General features: G+C 64.7%; 15 protein-coding genes. 3 read left to right on the forward strand and 12 right to left on the reverse strand.

The features are described 5' to 3' along the window. Together PMI04_RS12635 and PMI04_RS12640 are read left to right on the forward strand one after the other, a co-directional pair. Positions 1-417 (forward strand): OB-fold domain-containing protein, encoded by a 417-nt coding sequence (locus PMI04_RS12635; RefSeq protein ID WP_007707411.1) that lies wholly within the window; start codon positions 1-3, stop codon positions 415-417. 1 nt (position 418) lies between these two features. Next, positions 419-1,459 (forward strand): SMP-30/gluconolactonase/LRE family protein, encoded by a 1,041-nt coding sequence (locus PMI04_RS12640; RefSeq protein ID WP_037485759.1) that lies wholly within the window; start codon positions 419-421, stop codon positions 1,457-1,459. A gap of 54 nt (positions 1,460-1,513) precedes the next feature. On the opposite strand, the gene PMI04_RS12645 is transcribed toward PMI04_RS12640, so the two are convergent. The 8 genes from PMI04_RS12645 to PMI04_RS12680 all read right to left on the reverse strand — a co-directional run bounded on the left by PMI04_RS12645 (position 1,514) and on the right by PMI04_RS12680 (position 11,270). Then, positions 1,514-2,491: an NADPH:quinone oxidoreductase family protein gene (locus PMI04_RS12645; RefSeq protein ID WP_037485762.1), complete on the reverse strand. Its 978-nt coding sequence runs from the start codon at positions 2,489-2,491 to the stop codon at positions 1,514-1,516. A 3-nt stretch (positions 2,492-2,494) separates the two neighbouring features. Next, positions 2,495-3,136, reverse strand: coding sequence for a nuclear transport factor 2 family protein (locus PMI04_RS12650; protein ID WP_004212299.1), 642 nt, complete (start codon positions 3,134-3,136; stop codon positions 2,495-2,497). A gap of 2 nt (positions 3,137-3,138) precedes the next feature. Then, complete coding sequence (locus tag PMI04_RS12655) at positions 3,139-4,146, reverse strand: LLM class flavin-dependent oxidoreductase (RefSeq protein WP_007707425.1); 1,008 nt, start codon at positions 4,144-4,146, stop codon at positions 3,139-3,141. Positions 4,147-4,182: 36 nt separating this feature from the next. Next, positions 4,183-6,582: a CoA transferase gene (locus PMI04_RS12660; RefSeq protein ID WP_007707428.1), complete on the reverse strand. Its 2,400-nt coding sequence runs from the start codon at positions 6,580-6,582 to the stop codon at positions 4,183-4,185. Between the two features lie 141 nt (positions 6,583-6,723). Continuing rightward, a complete protein-coding gene (locus PMI04_RS12665; RefSeq protein WP_007707429.1) occupies positions 6,724-7,365 on the reverse strand; it encodes a flavin reductase family protein in 642 nt (213 codons plus the stop codon). Positions 7,366-7,368: 3 nt separating this feature from the next. Then, the gene (locus PMI04_RS12670; protein ID WP_007707430.1) at positions 7,369-8,190 is read right to left on the reverse strand and encodes an enoyl-CoA hydratase/isomerase family protein; all 822 of its coding nucleotides are present in this window, start codon (positions 8,188-8,190) and stop codon (positions 7,369-7,371) included. Between the two features lie 94 nt (positions 8,191-8,284). Then, the gene (locus PMI04_RS12675; RefSeq protein WP_238535890.1) at positions 8,285-9,004 is read right to left on the reverse strand and encodes a TetR/AcrR family transcriptional regulator; all 720 of its coding nucleotides are present in this window, start codon (positions 9,002-9,004) and stop codon (positions 8,285-8,287) included. Positions 9,005-9,224: 220 nt separating this feature from the next. Continuing rightward, positions 9,225-11,270, reverse strand: coding sequence for a PQQ-dependent dehydrogenase, methanol/ethanol family (locus tag PMI04_RS12680; RefSeq protein WP_007707434.1), 2,046 nt, complete (start codon positions 11,268-11,270; stop codon positions 9,225-9,227). Between the two features lie 172 nt (positions 11,271-11,442). On the opposite strand from PMI04_RS12680, the gene PMI04_RS12685 reads away from it, so the two are divergent. Next, positions 11,443-12,213: an enoyl-CoA hydratase/isomerase family protein gene (locus PMI04_RS12685; protein WP_007707437.1), complete on the forward strand. Its 771-nt coding sequence runs from the start codon at positions 11,443-11,445 to the stop codon at positions 12,211-12,213. Here the strand turns inward: PMI04_RS12685 and glgX are convergent. Genes glgX through glgB form a run of 4 tightly spaced genes read right to left on the reverse strand, consistent with a single transcriptional unit; the run spans position 12,201 to position 19,003 of the window. After that, on the reverse strand, positions 12,201-14,081 hold the full coding sequence (gene glgX, locus PMI04_RS12690) for a glycogen debranching protein GlgX (RefSeq protein ID WP_007707448.1): 1,881 nt from the start codon (positions 14,079-14,081) through the stop codon (positions 12,201-12,203). The two genes, PMI04_RS12685 and glgX, sit on opposite strands and share 13 nt — an antisense overlap. Next, positions 14,078-15,529: a glycogen synthase GlgA gene (glgA, locus tag PMI04_RS12695; RefSeq protein WP_037485769.1), complete on the reverse strand. Its 1,452-nt coding sequence runs from the start codon at positions 15,527-15,529 to the stop codon at positions 14,078-14,080. The genes glgX and glgA overlap by 4 nt, the downstream gene beginning before the upstream one ends. Positions 15,530-15,537: 8 nt before the next feature. Further along, complete coding sequence (gene glgC / locus PMI04_RS12700; protein ID WP_007707454.1) at positions 15,538-16,797, reverse strand: glucose-1-phosphate adenylyltransferase; 1,260 nt, start codon at positions 16,795-16,797, stop codon at positions 15,538-15,540. Between the two features lie 46 nt (positions 16,798-16,843). Then, positions 16,844-19,003, reverse strand: a complete 2,160-nt coding sequence (gene glgB, locus PMI04_RS12705) for a 1,4-alpha-glucan branching protein GlgB (RefSeq protein WP_007707456.1) — start codon at positions 19,001-19,003, stop codon at positions 16,844-16,846. Positions 19,004-19,033: the final 30 nt, after the last annotated feature.

Raw genomic sequence — 19,033 nt, forward strand, 5'->3', positions numbered from 1 at the left:
ATGGGCATTCCCATCTATCCCGTCCATCTGGAAGACCCGCTGTTCCAGGGCTTCTACGACGGCCTCGATGCCGGCGAACTGCGCATCACCGCCGACGCCGAAACCGGCGAATGGGTCTGGTATCCGCCCGAAGTCGTCCCCGGAAAGCCCGATGCCGTGCTGGAATGGCGTCCGGTCTCGCCGGAGGGCAAGGCCTATAGCTTCACCACCGTGATCCGCAGCCTGCTGCCCGGCGACCACAAGGCTGAAGTCCCCTACACCGTCATCCTGTTCGAGCCGGACGATGCGCCGGGCGTGCGGATTGCGGGCATATTGGTCGACGACGACGGCGTGGAACCGGCCTGCGACATGCGCCTGCGCTTCCGCCCGGTCGAGGCGGGCGATCACCGCATCGCCGGCTTTGCGCCGGTTCGCTGAGATGCAGTTGGACCGGCGCACAGCGATGCTGGGCAGTGCGGCGATGGCGCTCGCCGGCTGCACCCGCGCCGGCCCGTCGCGTGCCTCCACGGTTCCGACGCCCCTGACCCCGGCGGATTTCAGCCTGGTCATCGACGGCCTCGACCATGCCGAGGGTGTCGCCAGCGCGCCCGACGGCCGCCTGTTCCTGTCCAACAGCGGCGGCGCGATCGGCGTGCTGGCACCGGGACAGCCGCTGCGGCAGGTCGGCGCCCCGCTCGCCGCCAATGGCGTCGCCGTCGATGCGCGGGGCCGCGTGATCGTCGCCAATATGGGCCTGCTCAAGCAGCAGCCCGGCCCGCTCCAGCGCATCACCCTCGAAACCGGCGCGGTCGAAACCCTCGTCTCGGAACTGGAGGGCCGCCAGCTCGTCGCCTCCAACGGTCCCGCCACCGCGCGCGATGGCAGCATCTATTGCACCCACAGCAGTTGGGGTCCGGTCGCCAATATCGGCACCACCACGCCGGCGGGCTTCATCTACTTGGTCCGGCCCGACGGCAGCGCCGCGATCGTCGCGCGCGCCCTGCGCGGGGTCAACGGCCTCTGCCTCGACCGGGACGAACGCCATCTCTATGCCTCGCTGACCGCCGAAGGCCGCATCCGCCGCTGGCGCCGCAACGCCGACGGCACCCTTGCCGACCCGCAGGATTTCGGCCCGCAACTGGGCACCGTCGTCCCCGACCAGACGGTCAAGGCGATCCTCGCCCTGCCGCCGCAGGAAAAGGCGGCGCTGGGCTATTGCGACGGCATCGCCTTCGACATGGCCGACAATCTCTGGATCACCCTGCCCTTTTCCAACCGGCTGGTCGCGCTGACGCCACAGGGGCGGCAGATCGACATCCTCCACGATCCCGCCGGCGAAAAGATCGCGATGCCGACCAATCTCTGCTGGGGCGGGCCCGATCGCCGCACGCTCTATGTCGTCTCGCGCGGCAAGGGCATGATCGTCCAGGCCCGCACCGCCATCGCCGGCGCCCCACTCGCCAACTGGCCGGCCGGATAAGAAAGACTCGTCATTGCGAGCATCGGTTGATCTCATGTCCTCCCGCTCTCGCGCTCAGCCCATCTCGATCACCACCTTGCCCTGCGCCTTGCGGTCCATGATCCAGCGGATCGCCTCCCGGCTCTCGTCAAAGCCGAAGCGCGCGCCGATCGCCGGCCGCAACCCGCCCTGCTCATACCAGTCATAAAGCTGCGCCATATTGGCGGCATGGATGTCCGGCTCGCGCCGGCTGTGCATCCCCCATGTCATGCCGACGATCGATGCCGTCTTCACCAGCGGCAGGTTCAACGGGATCGCCGGAATGCTCCCGGCGGCAAAGCCGACCACCAGATAGCGCCCGTCCCAGCCCATGGTGCGGAAGGCCGGCTCGGCCAGATCGCCGCCGACCGGATCGAAGATCACATCGACGCCGCGCTCCCCCGCCAGCGCCTTCACCGCCTGCTTGATGTCGACCTGCGCATAATTCACCGTCTCGTCCGCGCCATGCGCCCGCGCCAGATCCAGCTTCTCCGCGCTGGAGGCCGCCGCGATCACCCGCGCCCCCATGCGCTTGCCGATCTCCACCGCCGCCAGCCCGACGCCGCCCGCCGCGCCCAGCACCAGCAGCGTCTCGCCGGCCTGCAACCGCCCGCGCTGGCGCAGCCCGTGCAGCGCCGTCGCATAGACCATGGTGAAACCGGCCGCGACGTCGAATTCCATCGCATCGGGAATGATGCTGGTGCGGAAAGCCGGCGCCACTGCCTGCACGGCAAAGGCGCCCTGGAACGGGATCGCCGCCACCCGGTCGCCGATGCGAAAGCCGTTGACGCCCTCGCCGATCGCATCGACCACCCCGGCCGCCTCGCCGCCGGGGATGAAGGGCAAGGGCGGCTTGGTCTGGTAGAGGTTCTGGATCATCAGCGCGTCGGGGAAATTGACGCTCGCCGCCCGCACCGCCAGCCTGATCTCGCCCGGCCCCGGCTGGGGCACGGGCACGTCACGAAACGCCAGTTGCTCGGGCGCGCCATGCGCCTCGCACATCAGCGCCCGCACGGATCAGCTACCCAGAAACTGCTGGCGCATCTTGTAATAATCGTCGCTCGGATATTTCTCGCTATGCTGCCCCGCCGGCCAGTCGGCATAGGGCGTCTGCGCGGGTTCGGGCGGCGAGGTATAGTCGGACAGGCCCCGGCGACGGATGATCTTCCACACCCCGTTCCGCCGTTCCAGATCGTCGAGATAGCGGCCCTGGAAGAAGACATCCTCCTCGCCTCCGCCTTCCTTGCGGTCGCGCCGATGCTGCGCGAAATAATAGCATTCGGAAAAAGCCTTGTCCCCCTTCACATCGACCGAGACATTGGTGATGTGGTGGCAGGCATATTTGAGCGTCGACACGATCTTGAACGCGAAGCCGACGAAATCGGACGACTTGCCCTCGAACTTGCCATGCTTGTGCGTCGATTCCGGCCAGAACAGCGATCGCAGCAGCGCCTCGTCCGCCCGGTCATTGGCCCGCGCATAGGCATAGAGGAGTTCGGTGATCGCCTGCTTGGACTCGATGATGTCCAGCCGCTGGGCCATGTCCATGCCGCTCGCCTTTCCCTTTGGCGCGGCGGCCGATGCTTCGGCGGCGGCGGCCATGCCGATAGGCAGCGCCAGCATGGCGGCCAGCGTGCCGCGACGATTGCGTTCTTCCATGCTCATTCTCCCGGATTTTCCAGCAGGCCCGGCTCGGCGCGCAGGCGCGGCAGCACTTCCTTCTCGAACAGGCGCAGGCTGCGCCACGACACTTCGGGGTCCAGCCCGCCCAGCAGCGCGTGGAAGGTGACGGCGGTGCCCCGACCCAGCCCCTTGAGATATTCGAAACATTCGTCGGGCGTCAGCAGCTTGATGTTCGGCATCGCCTTCAGCCCCTCGATCGTTTCGGCGGGCTGGTAACGGGTCTGGCCGGTGCCGCGCTCCTTGGCCCATTCGGCATAGGCGTTGGTCGCATAGGCGACATGCGGCGCCACCAGCGGCCAGTCACGGTCCGGATCGTCGGAGACATAGAGGAAGCTCGCGGCCGGCTTGCGCAGCTCCTCCGGCGGCGGGAACCCGGCCTTTTCGCGCTCTTCCTTGTAGAGGGTGAACAGGTCGGGATGGCCGGGGAAATATTGATAGCCGCCCTTGGCCGCGCGGATCGCCGACTTGTCGGTCGACCCGCCCATATAGATTTTCGGGCCGCCTGGCGTCGCCGGTGCCGGCGTCACCCGCACAGTGCGGTCACGAAACTCGAACGGCTCGCCGGTCCAGGCCAGCTTCAGCGTGGCCATCGCCTCGTTCATGATCGCCAGCCGCTTGCTGATGTCCTTGCCGAACATCTCGAACTCATGCGGGCGATAGCCCATGCCGGCGGTCAGCCACACACGGCCGGGCGCGATATTGTCCAGCACCGCCAGATCCTCGGCCAGCCGCAGCGGATCGTGCATGGTCACGACCAGCGCCGACAGATGCGCGACGATAGTGTCCGTCGCCCCCAGGATCGACGCCGCCTGCACCATGGAGGACGGGCAATAGCCGCCCTCCGCGCCATGATGCTCGGCCAGGAACACCTGCGTGAAGCCAAGCTTATCGGCCCATTGCGCCTGCTCGATCGCGGTGCGGTAAAGCACGGGATGCGGCGCGCCGAAATCCGGCCGGTTCATGTCGTAACGAAGGTTCAACTGCACCCTTTGGGTTCCTCTTCCCTAATATCTGTTGTTGGTTCAGGCGGCCGAGACGCGCGACACGATGCGACCGGTCACGTCCGCCGCCTGCATCGCCTTGCCGCTGTCGATCAGCGCGTCGATCGCGCCCGGCGCATAGCCGATCTCGGCCAATATCTGCCGCGTATGCTCGCCCAGACGCGGCGCGGACTTGCGCGCATGGCCCGGCGTGTCGCTCATATGGATGAAACTGCCGAACTGGCGCACATGGCCATACATGGAATCGAAATTCTCGATCACCCGGTTGCTGGCCACCGCCCAGTCCTGCCACAGCGCCTCGCGCACCCAGCTCTTGGCCGCCGGTATCTCGCACGGCACGCCCGCCGCATCGAGCAGGGCGAAGACCTCCGCGCTTGTCCTGTCGGCAAACCAGGGCGCCAGTGCCGCCAGCAGCGCCGCGTCATGCAGCGACCGTTCCTTCGGCGAGGCAAAGCGCGGATCTTCGATCAGCCCGGCCTGTCCCACCGCCCGCGCCAGCGCCGCGAAGCGCCCGTCTTGCCGGCAGGCTATGCAGATCCAGCCGTCGCTGGTGCGATAGAGCCGGTCGAGCGCATTATAGCCCGCCTGATCCTTGTCGAGGCGGAAGCCATAGACGACCTGCTTGTCGGCATCCAGAAAATGCTCGGATGTGGTCCACAGGCTCGAATGGAGCTGCGGTATCTCCATATAGTCGCCGACGCCGCTGATCGCGCGCCGCTCCAGCCCCATCAATATGCCCGCCGCGCCCAGAAAGCCGTTATTATAATCCTCGTTGCCGAACACCGACCGGGTCGGCGGATTGCCCGCGCCGCCGCCTTCGTAGAGCAGGCCGGTCCAGCCCGACACCAAGGGCGCAAAGCTCTTGAGCAGCGACTTCGGCCCCTTGGAGCCATAGCCGGGCAGATAGACATAGAGCAGGCGCGGATTGATCTTCGACAGCGCCTCATAGCCGATGCCCAGCTTGTCGGCCTTGCCGGGGCGCAGATTATGGGTGACGACATCGGCCTCCCCCACCAGCTTCAGCGCCGCCTCCAGCGCCTCGGGCTGCTTGAGGTTCAGCACGATATCGCGCTTGCCGCGCTGTGCCGCGTCGAAACAGTCGGGCAGCGGCCGCATCTGGTCGCCGTCCGGGGTCTCCACCTTGATGACGTCGGCGCCCAGGTCCGACAACAGCCGCCCGCCAAAGCCCACCGCGAAGAAGGAGGAGAAGTCCACCACCTTGATGCCTTCGAGCGGCCGGTCGAGCGGCTTGCCCGCCGCCGCCAGTTCGCCCCGCTTACGCGCGATCAGGTCGGCCAAGGCGCCATTGTCGGCGCCGATCGCCGGCGCCGGGCGCGGCGCGGCGCAGGGCGTGCGATCGAACCGCACCGCCGGCGCGGCCTGATAGATGGTGCCGAACTCCGCGTCCGGCAGCGCGATCCGTTGCCCGACAAATTCCACCTGCTCGTCCAGCAATACTTCGGCCGGTTCCAGCACCGGCAGCGCCGCCACATCGGCCGCCTGGAACAGTGCGATCCATTCGGCGCGCGGGCGCGCCTTGAACGCATCGAAAATCTCGACGCGGGCGATATGATATTCGTCATCGCTCAATGGCACCGACATTTCCGCCGCACCCTTGACCACCGACACCCGGTCGCCAAAGCCCAGCTGGTCCATCGCCGCCTTGAAGCCGCCCTGGCCGCCGGTATGGATCTGCAGGAACAGGCCGTCGCCGCATTCGAACATGCCGGTCACCAGTCGGGTCCGGCCGAAGCGGTCGACCGCGCCGGAATCCCCCGCCTTGATGTAGGAAATCCCCTCTTCCTGCCACCAGTTGTTCATCGGCGACTGGGCCAGCATGGCGTCGAGCAGCGAGGATTCCACCCTCTGCCCCTTGCCCGTCGATCGCCGCGCACGGATCGCCGTCAGCGCGCCGATCACGCCCAGAAACGCCTGACCATAATGGAGCGCGGGATGGCCGAGATAGACCGGTCCCTCGCGGAACGGGCTGGACTTGTCGATCATCGTGCCGAGCAGCGCCGCCGCCAGCCCTTCGCCGCGCGGCCGGTCGGCAAAGGGCGTGTCCGCGCCATAGGCGGTCAGCGCCGACACGATCAGCCCCGGATAGTCGCGCGCCAGGCTCTCACCGTCCAGGCCTAGCGCCTTCGCCTCCCCTTCCTCCAGCGCATGGATGAAGATGTCTGCTCCGCTCAGTAGCCCGCGCAGCGCCGCCCGGTCGTCCGCATCGGCCGCGTCCAGCTCGACGCTGCGCTTGGACCGGTCCCAGCTCTTGCGGGTCAGTTCATGGGCGAAATAGGCGCCGCCCCTGGGCTCGACCTTCAGCACATCGGCGCCATGGTCGGCGAGCAACATGCCCGCGATCGCGACCGGCATTTCGGTCGACAGCTCGATAACGACAAGATGGTCCAGAGGGCCGGGCATCACGCACTCCTGTTCGGCGGTCTGCGCCGCCTCTTGTTCGGATCTGGCCGATAGTGCGCGGAATCGCGCCTCCGACCTTTCCCTTGAAACAGACACGCTTTTTCCCGGTAGCGCAAGCAATATTGCACTATGGGTTCAAATTCATTCCTTGCCCGTCAGCCGTGCCGGATCATAACGCGGCCGGTCCATCTGGAAACTGTCGCCATTGCGCACATACCAGCCGCTGCCATGGGTGCGGCCGATCAATTTCATCGCTGGCGTATCGAAATAGACCCGTTCGCGATCGGTGATGAACTCGTCGCGGATATGCGCCATGACGATCTCGCCGATGATCACCGTCTGCATCGTGCCGATGTCCATCGCCGCGACCTTGCGGCATTCGAAGCTGACCGGGCTGCTGGCGATCAGCGGGGGCGCGACCAGCACCGACGGCGCGGTCTCGATCCCGGCATAGTCGATCTCGCTGACATCGGCCGGCGCATCGACGCTGCAATGGTTCATCTTCTCGGCATCCTCCTCGCACACCAGGTTCACGACGAACTCGCCGGTGGCGATGATGTTGGCGGCCGTGTTCTTCAGGCCACGCGATACCGGCTCCTTGAGCAGGCCCAGCGCCACCAGCGGCGGCTCGGTGCCGACGCAGTTGAAGAAGCTGTAGGGCGCGGCATTGACCACGCCCGCTTCGGATTTGGTGGTGATCCACGCGATCGGGCGCGGGGTGATGGTCGAATTGACGATCTTGTAGCGGGTCGCCATCGGCAGGCTGCGCATGTCGAACTGCATGACTTATTCCTTCGCCCCAGTTGCGACCTTCGCGGCAGCCTTCGCCGCTGCGCGTGCCTTGAATGCCGCGCGGGCGCGAGGCACTTCCTCCCCCGCCTGGCAGGTATGGCAATAGACCAGTTCCAGCGCATGATTGGCCGACAGGTCGCCGCTCTCCGCCTGGTCGAGCAGCCGCTTGGTCAGTTCGACCGCATGGGCATTGCCGCCGCCAATCGTCGCGCCCAGCGCCAGCGCCTGCGCGACCGCCTCGCCCGGCGGCACCAGCCGGCTGACCAGCCCCAGGCTCAATGCCTCGGCCGCCTCCAATGTCCGTCCCGAAAAGATGATCTCGGCCGCGCGTGCCCGCCCCAATTGCCGGGTCAGGAACCAGGCTGCCCCGCCATCGGGCACCAGCCCGAAATCCAGGAACGGCGCACCGAACCGCGCATTGTCGGCGGCGAAGATCATGTCGCAGGCCATGGCCAGGCTCCAGGAGACGCCAAAGGCGCCACCCTCCACCGCCGCCACGGTCGGGATCGGCAGCGCGCGCAGCCGGCGGATGATCCGCTGCCCCATCTCCAGCCGAGCGGCGAGCCGCAACGCACCCTCGCCCCGCGCCGGCGGCAGCTTTACGTCGCCGCCATTGCTGAAATAGCCGTTCGCGCCACACAGGATCAGCATCCGTGCCGGCGTCGCATTTTCCAGCCGGTCGAGCGCAGCGGAAAACTGCTCCCACATGGTGAAGGAAACGGTGTTCTTCGCGTGCGGCCGGTTGAGGGTGATGATGGCCACGCCATCCGCGCGTAGCTCGAACAACAGTTCGGGGTCTTCGCTCGGCGCGCTCATCTCACTCTCCCATGCTGATGCCCATATTAGGCCTGGGGCATGCCTAGACGAGGCGCGCACCATGATGCAAGAAAATTTGCATCATGGTGCAGATTCATGCCGCTTTCGTCTTGGTCTTGGGCGACATCGGCAGCGCCTCCATCCCACGCTCGGCAACATCCTTGATCAGCGCTTCGACTTCCTTGCGCGCAGCCCCCTTCAGGGAACCGAGCAAGCAGGCCAGATAGCTGCTGACCAGCCGCACGATCACCTCGTCATCGGGAATGCGGCCCTGCGCCCAATCGTTGATCGTCGCATATTCGAAGCGCACCAGATCATCGACCAGCTTGTCGACCTGCACCCAGGGCTGTAGCTGCTTCGTGGCGTCGAGCGCCTCGATCCACTGCTTGTTATGATGGATGGCCGGCGAGTGCATCGCGGTCCAGATGTCGCGATCGACATCCGAACTGAAATAGAGCGCCATGATCGCCTTGATATAGTTGCGGATTTTCCGGTTGCGCTGGACGACCGAGATCATCCGCTCCAGATTATGCTGCATCGTGCCAGGCGGGCTGGAATAGACGATGCGGCTGACATATTCGTCGAAATATTCCTGGATCGCGGTGGCGATCATGCGCTCACGGGTCTGGAAGGCGTTGTAGAGCGTGCGTTTGGCGACGCCCGCGCGCTGGCCGATCTCGTTCATGCTCAGCGCCGCGATCCCCTGCTCGGCGATCACCTTGCGCGTCTCCTCCAAAATCCGGCGGCGTCGCTCGATGATCGCCGGACTGGAATAGGTCTGCGGCCGATCGCCATTTTCCTTGAGATCAGCCATGTCCTTGTCCGTCGTCAACTTCGCTCATCCTCCCCCAGGCGCCCGCAGCAGGCGCACATAACCGTCGATCATAGCGCAATTGCATGAACGTGCAAATTTGATGCCGCACAGCATGGCTTTGCGCAAGCCCTACTCCGGCACGAACAAGAAGCCCCGCCTCCTCGCAAAAGGAAGCGGGGCAAAGCAACATCCGCCACCAGGGGACGGATGCCATGGGAGGTCAGTTCGTCTTTGGCGCGGTTTCCCGCGCACGTTGGCGGATATAGTGGCGCAGGCCTTCCAGGTCCGCATCGCTCAACTGATCGAAGGCCCCCATGCCGCGCGCCATCAGCGCCCCGTCATGCACCACCGATTTGAACGTCTCCGCGTCCAGCGGCACCGCCGACTTGCGCAGGTCCGGCGCGGCGCCGCCCGCCATCATGCCCGCACCATGACAGATGATGCAGCTACTATTGTAGATGCCGCCGCCGACCTTGGCCTTGGCCGCGTCGACGGTGAAGGCCGGATCATCCTGGATCGGCTCGTCCACCGGCTCGAACTTGGGCAGCGCCTTGGTGCCGCCGATCGCGAAAGTCAGCACCCGGCGCTGCTGCTGGCGATAATCCCAATTGGGCACATTGGGGAAGCTGCTGCGGAAACCGGTGATGACCGACACATATTGCTTGCCGCCGACCGTATAGCTGATCGGCGCGGACAATATGCCGTTCTGTGCCGGGAAGGACCAGAGCTTGCGCCCGTCGGTGGCTGAATAGGCGTTGAAATTGCCGTCATTCGTGCCCTGGAACAGCAGGCCACCACCGGTCGCCATGATGCCGCCGTTGAACACGCCGGGCTGCGGGATCGACCAGGCAATCTTGTTGTTGGGCACGTCGAAGGCGACCAGTTTGCTGACGGCCGGTGGCGCCACCATGTCGGATGGCGGCGCGCCCAGCCCGGTATTGACCATCATCCCCGGCTTGTAGGTCCAGTCCTTCACATTGGCCGGATCGACGAAGACGCGGCCGCCCTCCATCACCGGAATATAGCTCATGTTCGTCTTGGGACTGAACGCCATCGCCTGGACGCCATGCGCACCATTGGGGAAGGGGTACATCATGAACGGCTTGCCGTTCGGATATTGCGCCTCGGGATTGATCTCGGGCCGGCCGGTGACCGGATCGATCCGCTTGGCCCAATTCTGCTTGGCGAACTCGCCGGCCGAAATGAACTTCCCGGTCTCGCGGTCCAGCGCATAGAAGAAGCCATTCTTGGGCGCGTGCATCAGCACCGACCGCATCTTGCCGCCAATCTCGATATCGGCCAGTTCGATATCCATCGCATCGTTGAAATCGTGGCTGTTTTCCGGGTTCACCTGATAGTGCCAGGCATATTCGCCGGTCTTCACGTCGATCGCCACGATCGAGGCGAGATAGAGATTGTCGCCGCCGCCGGGCGATCGGATCTTCTGGTTCCACGGCCAGCCATTGCCGGTACCCAGATAGATGCGATCATATTTGGCGTCATAGGCCATGGCGTGCCACACCGTGCCGCCACCGCCGAACTTCCACCATTCGCCGGTCCAGGTCTTGGCCGCCGCCTCCATCGCCCTGTTCTCGAAGCCCTTGGCCGGATCGCCGGGCACCACGAACCAGCGCCACGCCTTCTTGCCGGTCTTGGCATCATAGGCGGTCACATAGCCGCGGGTCGGGCTGTAGTCCGCGCCGCCAAAGCCGACCACAATCTTGTCGCCGGCGACCCATGGCGGGCCGGTGATATAGCCGTTTTCCGCCTCGTCGAGCGTCTGGACTGACCAGCGCGGCTTGCCGGTCTTGGCATCGACCGCGATCAACCGGCCTTCGCGCGTCGCGGTATAGATCAGCCCATCCTTATAGGCGATGCCGCGCGTGCCCCAGCCGGCGCGCATCCGCCATTTCGCCTCGGGCGCGCTGACCACGTCGGGATCATATTGCCACAACAGCTTGCCGGTCTTGGCGTCGAGCGCATGGACAACCGACAGGCCGACCGCAAAATAGAGGACGCCATCTATCGCCAGCGGCTGGGTATAGCTGTCATAGGTGTCGATGTCATAGGACCAGGCCAGACCCAGCTTGCCGACATTGTCGGCGCTGATCTGGTCGAGCGCGCTATAATGCTGCTCCTTGTCGTCGCCGCCATAGCTGGACCAGTTGGCGGTCGGGCCACCCGGCGCCGCGCTGTCCGCCCCGCAGGCGACCAGCCCGCTTGCCAGCGCCAGGCTCGCCGCCACCGTCGACACTCTTCCCTTCATGGTTCTATCCTTTTCCGTGCGCCCCTGTCCGCGCCTCTTTATATTGCACCATGGTGCAGGTTTTTACGGGAGTCAACGGCCGAGCGGTTGACTCGCTCACACCTCCGCATAATATTGCACCAAAGATTATAATTGGAGAGAGGGCAATGGCTTTTCTCATGGAAAAGCAAACATGAACGTCGATGTCTCCTATGATGGTCCGGTCGCGATCCTGACCCTGGATCGTCCGGAACGGCGCAACGCCTTTACCATGGCGATGCGGCAGGACATTGCCCTGGCCTTCGAGCAACTGGCCGATGACGGCAATGTGCGCGCCATCATCCTGACCGGTGCCGGTGGCCATTTCTGCTCGGGCGCCGACACAGGCGAGATGGGCGAACCCGGCACAGTCGCCTTCCTGGCACGCATGCGCCGGCTACATCGCATGATCCGCGCGATCGCCGCCATCCGCAAGCCGACCATCGCTGCGGTGGACGGCGCCTGCGTCGGTGCGGGCTGGAGCCTAGCGCTGGCCTGCGACCTGGTGATCGCCACCCCCGACGCCCGCTTCGCCCAGATTTTCGGCAAGATCGGCTATGCCCCCGACGCCGGCGCCATCTGGCAGCTGGCCCGCCTGATCCCGGTCATGCGCGCGAAGGAGATCGTCTATTCCGCCCGCACGCTGGACGGCACCGAGGCATTATCGCTCGGCCTGGTGCTCGAACTCGTGGCCAGCGACGCGCTGATGCCACGCGCGCGCGACCTCGCTCGATCGCTGGCGGCCGGTCCAACCCTGGCGACCGGCATGGCCAAAGCCCAGTTCGGGAGCGCACTCAGCCTCTCGCTCGACCAGTTTCTGGAGCAGGAATTCCTCATCCAGCCACTGCTCGCAACCACGCAGGACCATCGCGAGGGGATTGCCGCCGTTCGCGACAAGCGCCCGCCGGATTTTCAGGGCTGCTGAGGCAGAAGACTGCGCGCCGGCACGGCAACAGCCTTGCCCCCGGGCAACTCGAACAGGCAATCCTCCCCCGATCCATTGACGCAGATGACCAGGCCCGATGCCCGGAAACGCAATGCCAGCCGCCGTCGCGCCGGATCCTCCCATTGCGCGATGCGCAATGGATGCCCGGCTTCGTCCAGCCAATCGACGTCGCCATCGCGCAACGGCGTAACGTCGTGCAGTTCATCGCATTCGGCGCGCCAGTCCGCCGCCGCAAAGGCATGGGCCTCGATCGCACGGTCCCGCCCCACCCAATCGATCCAGGTCAGCCGATTATCCTGGGCATAGGCATTATTGTTGCCCTGCTGCGATCGGCCAAACTCGTCGCCAGCGGTCAGCATGATCGTCCCCCGCGAACAGAAGAGCGTCGATAACAGCGCCTGCACGTCTCGTCGTCGTACGGCTTGCACGACCGGGTCACCGCTCATGCCCTCGACGCCATTGTTCCAGCTCAGATTTTCGCCATGGCCGTCCCGATTATCCTCGCCATTGGCGCGATTATGCTTGTGTTCATAGGCTGTACAGTCGGCCAGGGTGAAACCGTCATGGGCGGCCAGAAAATTGACGCTGCGGGTTCGCCTCTCTCCGCCGAAAATGTCGAACGATCCGGCCAGTCGCGTCGCAAAGGCCCCCACCATCCCGGCATCGCCCCGCCAGAAGCGACGCATGTCATCGCGATAGCGGTCGTTCCATTCCAGCCATGGCTCGCCGAAACGCCCCAGTTGATAGCCACCCGGGCCGATGTCCCATGGCTCGGCGATCAGGATACGGTCGCCCAATATCGGGTCGGCGCGCATCTCCGCCAGCAATGGAGCATCCGGATCGAAGCCATCGTCCAGCCGCCCGAGCGCAGGGGCCAGATCGAAGCGGAAGCCATCGATTCCCGCCTGTGTGACGAAATGGCGCAGCGAATCCAGGATCAGCCGCCGCACCATCGGCTGGTTGCAATCCACGCTGTTCCCGGTGCCGGTATCGTTGATCAGCCGCCCGCCGGGTTCATGCCGGAAATAGCCGCGCGCATTCAGCCCGCGCAATGAAAGAATAGGCCCTGACCTGTCACTTTCGCCGTCATGATTATACACCATGTCGAGGATCACGCCGATCCCCGCCTGGTGCAGAACCGCCACCGTATCGCACAATTCCGCCATGCCGCCGGGCGCCAGACGGGGATCGAGCGCAAAATAGCTGACAGGATTATACCCCCAGGCATTGGTCAGGCCCAACGGCCCCAGATGCCGCTCGTCAATCCAGGCGTTGATCGGCATCAACTCGACCGCGGCGACATGAAGACGCTGCAGATGTTCGATGATCGCCGGATGGCGGAGCGCAGCGATCGTCCCACGCTCCGCTTCAGGCACATCGGGATGCAGCATGGAAAAGCCGCGCACCTGCAATTCGTAGATCAGGCCGCCAGGCCGGAAACATGGCGGATGCGGATCGACCGCCGGCACTGGCCCCGTGACCAGCCCCTTCGACATCAGCGGCGCCGTATCGGCGCCCTCGCCACGCGCCGCCGCCATCGCGGGATCATAAGTAAAGGCCCGATCGATCGCCGGCGCATAGGGGTCGAGCAGCAGTTTGTCGGGATCGAACCACAGGCCCCCGTCGGGATCATAAGGGCCATCGGCCCGCAAGCCATAGCGCGTGCCAGCCCCAGCCCCTTGCACATGAACCTGCCATAGCGCATCGGCATCCCGCGCCATCGGCAGCCGCCTTTCAGCATCATCCGCGTCGAACAGGCATAGCCACATCTGCGTGGCGTCCGGCGCCCAGACCGAGAAGCGGGTTCCGGCGGCATCGACCACCGGCCCGAACCCGCCCATGCTCATGCCGCCGCTCGATCCAGCAGATCGCGATAGAGCGCGGCATAGCGCGCGGCACTATGGGTCCAGGAAAAATCCGCTCGCATCCCCGCCCGCTGCATCGCCTGCCACGCGTCCGGATCGCCATGCAGGCGCACTGACCGTGCGATCGCCCCGTACAGGGCCAACGGATCGCCTGCGGAAAATAGAATGCCGGTAGCCACGCCGGCATTGACCGCCGCTTCATTGGCGTCGATCACGGTGTCGGCCAGCCCCCCGACCCGCGCCACAACCGGCACGCAGCCATAGCGCAGGCCATAAAGCTGGGTCAGGCCGCATGGCTCGAACCGCGACGGGATCAGGATCGCATCGCCACCCGCCTGCAACAGGTGCGACAACGGCTCGTCATAGCCGATCTGCACGCCCACCCGGCCGCGGTGCCGGTCGGCTGCGGCCAGGAAGCTGCCCTCCAGCGCATGGTCGCCCGATCCCAACACGGCCAGCTTCCCGCCAAGCCCCACCAGATGATCGATCGCACCGACCATCTGGTCCATCCCCTTCTGCCAGGTCAGCCGGCTGATGATGACGAAGATCGGTGCATCGTCGCGCTGCAACCCGAACCGTTTTTCCAGTGCCTTACGATTGGTGCTGCGCCCTCCCAACCCGCGTGCACTGTATCGCCTGGCGATCAGTTCATCCTCCGCAGGGTTCCAGATATCGGTATCGACGCCATTCAATATGCCGTGCAGCCGGTCGCTCCGTCCATTGATCAAGCCGTCGAGGCCCATGCCGTTCATCGGCGAGCGGATTTCCTCGGCATAGGTCGGACTGACCGTGGTAATCGCATCGGCCGACACCAATCCCGCCTTCAGGAAGCCGGTGCCGCCATAATATTCGACGCCATCTACGCCCCACGCCTCCGCCGGCAGGCCCAGTTGACCGAAAATGTCCGCACCGAACCGCCCCTGGAAAGCAAGATTGTGAATGGTGACGATCTTGGGAATCCCATGCGCCGGGCCAAAGCGCATATAGGCGGCAGTCATAGCAGCCTGCCAATCATGGGCATGGACGATGGCGGGGCGCCAGCCCTTGATCCCCTCTGCCGCAATGTCCGCGCCGACCCGCGACAGCGCTGCAAAACGCCGCCAATTATCACCCCAGTCATTGCCCGCATGATCGCCATAGGGGCCGCCTTCGCGCGCGAAGAAATCGGGCGCATCCAGGATCAGCAGGTCCAGACCATCGACATGCGCCGCCAGAACCGTCGCCGTCGCGCCGAACAGGGCCTCATAACGCCGCACCACCTTGGCCTTACCTGCGCGCAACAATACCGACGGATAGCCCGGCACCAGCGTCCGGGTCTCGACGTCATGGCCCACCAGCGCGCCCGGCAATGCGCCGGCGACATCGGCCAGCCCTCCGGTCTTGATCAGCGGATAGATTTCGGACGCAACCGACAGCAGCTTGATCGCCATCCCGTGCTTCATTCCACCAGCCGCTCGATCATGGCGGGAGTGATCAGACAGATGCCGCTATCGGTCCGTCGAAAACGACGCGCATCCTCTTCCGGATGCTCCCCGACGATCAGCCCAGGTGGGATGATGATACCGGAATCGACCACGCATTTATGCAGTCGCGCGCCGCGTCCGACCTCGCAATCGGGCATGATGATGCTTTCGGTGACCGACGAGAAACTGTGGGTCCGCACGCCGGAAAACAATACACTGCGATGCAGCGACGACCCCGACACGATGCAGCCGCCCGCCACCAGTGACGATGTCGCGGCCCCGCGTCGTCCCTCCTCATTATGGACGAACTTGGCCGGTGGCGTCACCTCCGAATAGGTCCAGAGCGGCCAGCTCCTGTCATAAAGGTCCAGGCTGGGCACGACGTCGGTCAGATCGATATTGGCCTGCCAATAGGCATCGATCGTGCCGACGTCGCGCCAATAGGGGACCAGTTCACTTTCGGCGCGCACGCAACTGCTGGAAAAGCGGTGGGCCACGGCCTTTCCGTGCTTCACAATATAGGGGATGATGTCGCCACCGAAATCGCGCTTGCTGTCTCGATCGTCGGCATCCCGGCGCAATTGCTCGATCAGGAAGCGGGTGCGAAAGACATAGATACCCATCGATGCCAGCGCCATGTCGGGCTGGCCGGGAATGGCCGGCGGATCCTTGGGCTTCTCGACAAAGGCGGTGATCACATCCTGCTCGTCGACATGCATCACGCCAAAGCCCACGGCCTCCTTGCGCGGCACCTCCAGGCAGCCGACGGTGACATCGGCACCACTGTCGACATGCTGCTGCAGCATCAGCTCATAGTCCATCTTGTAGACATGGTCGCCGGCCAGGATGACCATATATTCCGGCGCATAGGCTTCGATGATGTCGATATTCTGGAACACGGCGTCGGCCGTGCCCTCATACCATTGGCTTTCGGAGATACGCTGGCTGGCGGGCAATATGTCGAAGCTCTCGTTGCGCTCGGGCCGCAGGAAATTCCAGCCGCGCTGCAAATGGCGGATCAGCGAATGCGCCTTGTACTGGGTCGCCACGCCGATGCGGCGGATGCCGCTGTTGAGCGCGTTGGACAGCGCGAAATCGATGATCCGCGCCTTGCCGCCAAAATGCACCGCCGGTTTGGCGCGGCGATCCGTCAGCTCGGCAAGCCGACTGCCACGACCACCGGCCAGCACATAGGCCATGGCGTCACGCGCGATCGGCTGGTTGCGTTGTTGCATTATGGCTCCTCTCGTGCCCGCGACCGCCTGCACGCGTCCGTCGGTATCAATAGTCCAGTTCCAGCATCAAGGTTCCAAAGGGCGGGATGGTTATGTTCGCCCATCCTTCCTCATCGGCCTCGACCACCCCCATATTGCCGGCGCCACTGCCGCCATATTCGCCTGCATCCGTATTGAGTATCTCGCGCCAGCGCCCGCCGGCCGGCAACCGCATGCGATAGCCGTGGCGCAGCACCGGCGTGAAATGGCTGATGACGACGATCGGGGCATAGCCCGGCGCGCGTCGCTGCCAGGCGAAGACCGAGTCCGCGGCGCCATCCACCAGCACCCATTCAAACCCTTCCGCCTCGCAATCGCGCGCATGCAGCGCCGGGCGTGAGCGGTAGAGATGGTTGAGGTCGCCGACCAGCAGTTGCACGCCATGATGGGGCGCATGATCGAGCAAGTGCCAGTCCAGCGCCCGCTCCTCGCTCCACTCCGCCCGCTGCGCGAATTCCTGCCCCATGAACAATAGTTTCTTGCCGGGATAGCCCCACATGAAGGCATAATAAGCGCGCAGCGTCGCGAATTTCTGCCAATCGTCGCCGGCCATCTTGTGCAGCATCGACGATTTGCCATGCACCACCTCGTCATGGCTCAGCGCCAGCACGAAATTCTCGGTAAAAGCATAGAGAAGGCCAAAGGTGATGTCGTCATGATGATGCTTCCGATGCACCGGCTCGCGCGCCAGATAGCGCAGCGTGTCGTGCATGAAGCCCATATTCCACTTGAAGCCGAAGCCCAGACCGCCTCGATCGACGGGCGCCGATACTTTGGGCCAGCTGGTTGATTCCTCGGCAATGGTCATTATCCCGCCATGGGTACCATATAATGCCTTGTTCATCTTCTGCAGGAAGGTCACCGCCTCGACATTCTCGCGCCCGCCATGGTCGTTGGGTATCCATTCCCCGGCCTTGCGCGAATAATCGAGATACAGCATCGACGCGACCGCATCGACCCGCAGGCCGTCGACATGATAGCGCTCGGCCCAGAACAGCGCATTATTGGCCAGATATTCCGCCACCTCACGCCGCCCGAAATTATAGATCGCTGTGTTCCAGTCGGGATGGAATCCCTTGCGCGGATCCGCATGTTCATAGAGCGCCGTCCCGTCGAACTGGGCCAGCCCATGCTCGTCGGTCGGGAAATGCGCCGGCACCCAGTCGATGATGACGCCAACACCGGCCCGATGCGCGCCGTCGACGAAGCGGGCGAACCCGGCCGGATCGCCGAACCGCGCAGTCGGCGCATACAGACCCAGCGTCTGATAGCCCCAGCTTGGATCATAGGGAAATTCGCTGATCGGCAGAAATTCGATATGGGTGAAGCCCATGCCGACAACATAGGGAATCAGCCGCTCGGCAAGCGCATCCCAATGCAGGAAGTCGCCATGTTCGTCGCGCTGCCATGACCCGGCATGGACCTCGTAGATGGAAATGGGCTGGCGTCGTGCATCTGCCTTTTCCCAATGCGCCCGGTGGCGCGCATCGCCCCACTCATGCGCGGGTGGACCGGCGACGATGGATGCGGTGGATGGCCGCAGTTCAGACCGGAAGGCGTAGGGATCGGCCTTCAGCGGCAGCACGACACCGTCCGGCCCGACGATCTCGAACTTATAGGGGTGGCCGATGCCGACTTCGGGCAGGAAGATTTCCCACACGCCCGCATCCTGCCGGTGCCGCATCGCCGCGCGCCGCCCGTCCCAGCGGTTGAAGTCGCCGACCACCGACACGCGCCGGGCATTGGGTGCCCAGACCGCAAAATGGGTGCCGGCGACCCCTTCATGCTCCATCGGGTGGGCGCCCAGCTTCTCGAACAGCCGCTTATGGGATCCTTCGGCGAAATAATAATCATCCATCGGCCCCAACACCGGGCCAAAGCCATAGGGATCGATCGTCGCATAGCTGCCGCCATCGGCATAATGCGCCTCATAGCGCAATGGCTGACGCTTGCGGACCTTGACCTTACCCTCGAACAGCCCGTCGGGATGGACGCGCGCCAGTTCGCCAACCGGCTTGCCGTCCAGCGTCTGTGCGCTGACGCTGACCGCATCGGGCAGCATGACGCGGGCGGTAAAACCGGGATCAGCCGGATGCACGCCAAGCGTCGCGAAGGGATCGGCATCCCGCCCTTCGACCAGCCGGTCGATCTGCTCCGGCGTCAGCACGCTCCTATCTCCCGTCTCCGCCGATTGCGG

Origin of the sequence: Sphingobium sp. AP49 (genome assembly GCF_000281715.2) — a bacterium.
Taxonomy (GTDB): domain Bacteria; phylum Pseudomonadota; class Alphaproteobacteria; order Sphingomonadales; family Sphingomonadaceae; genus Sphingobium.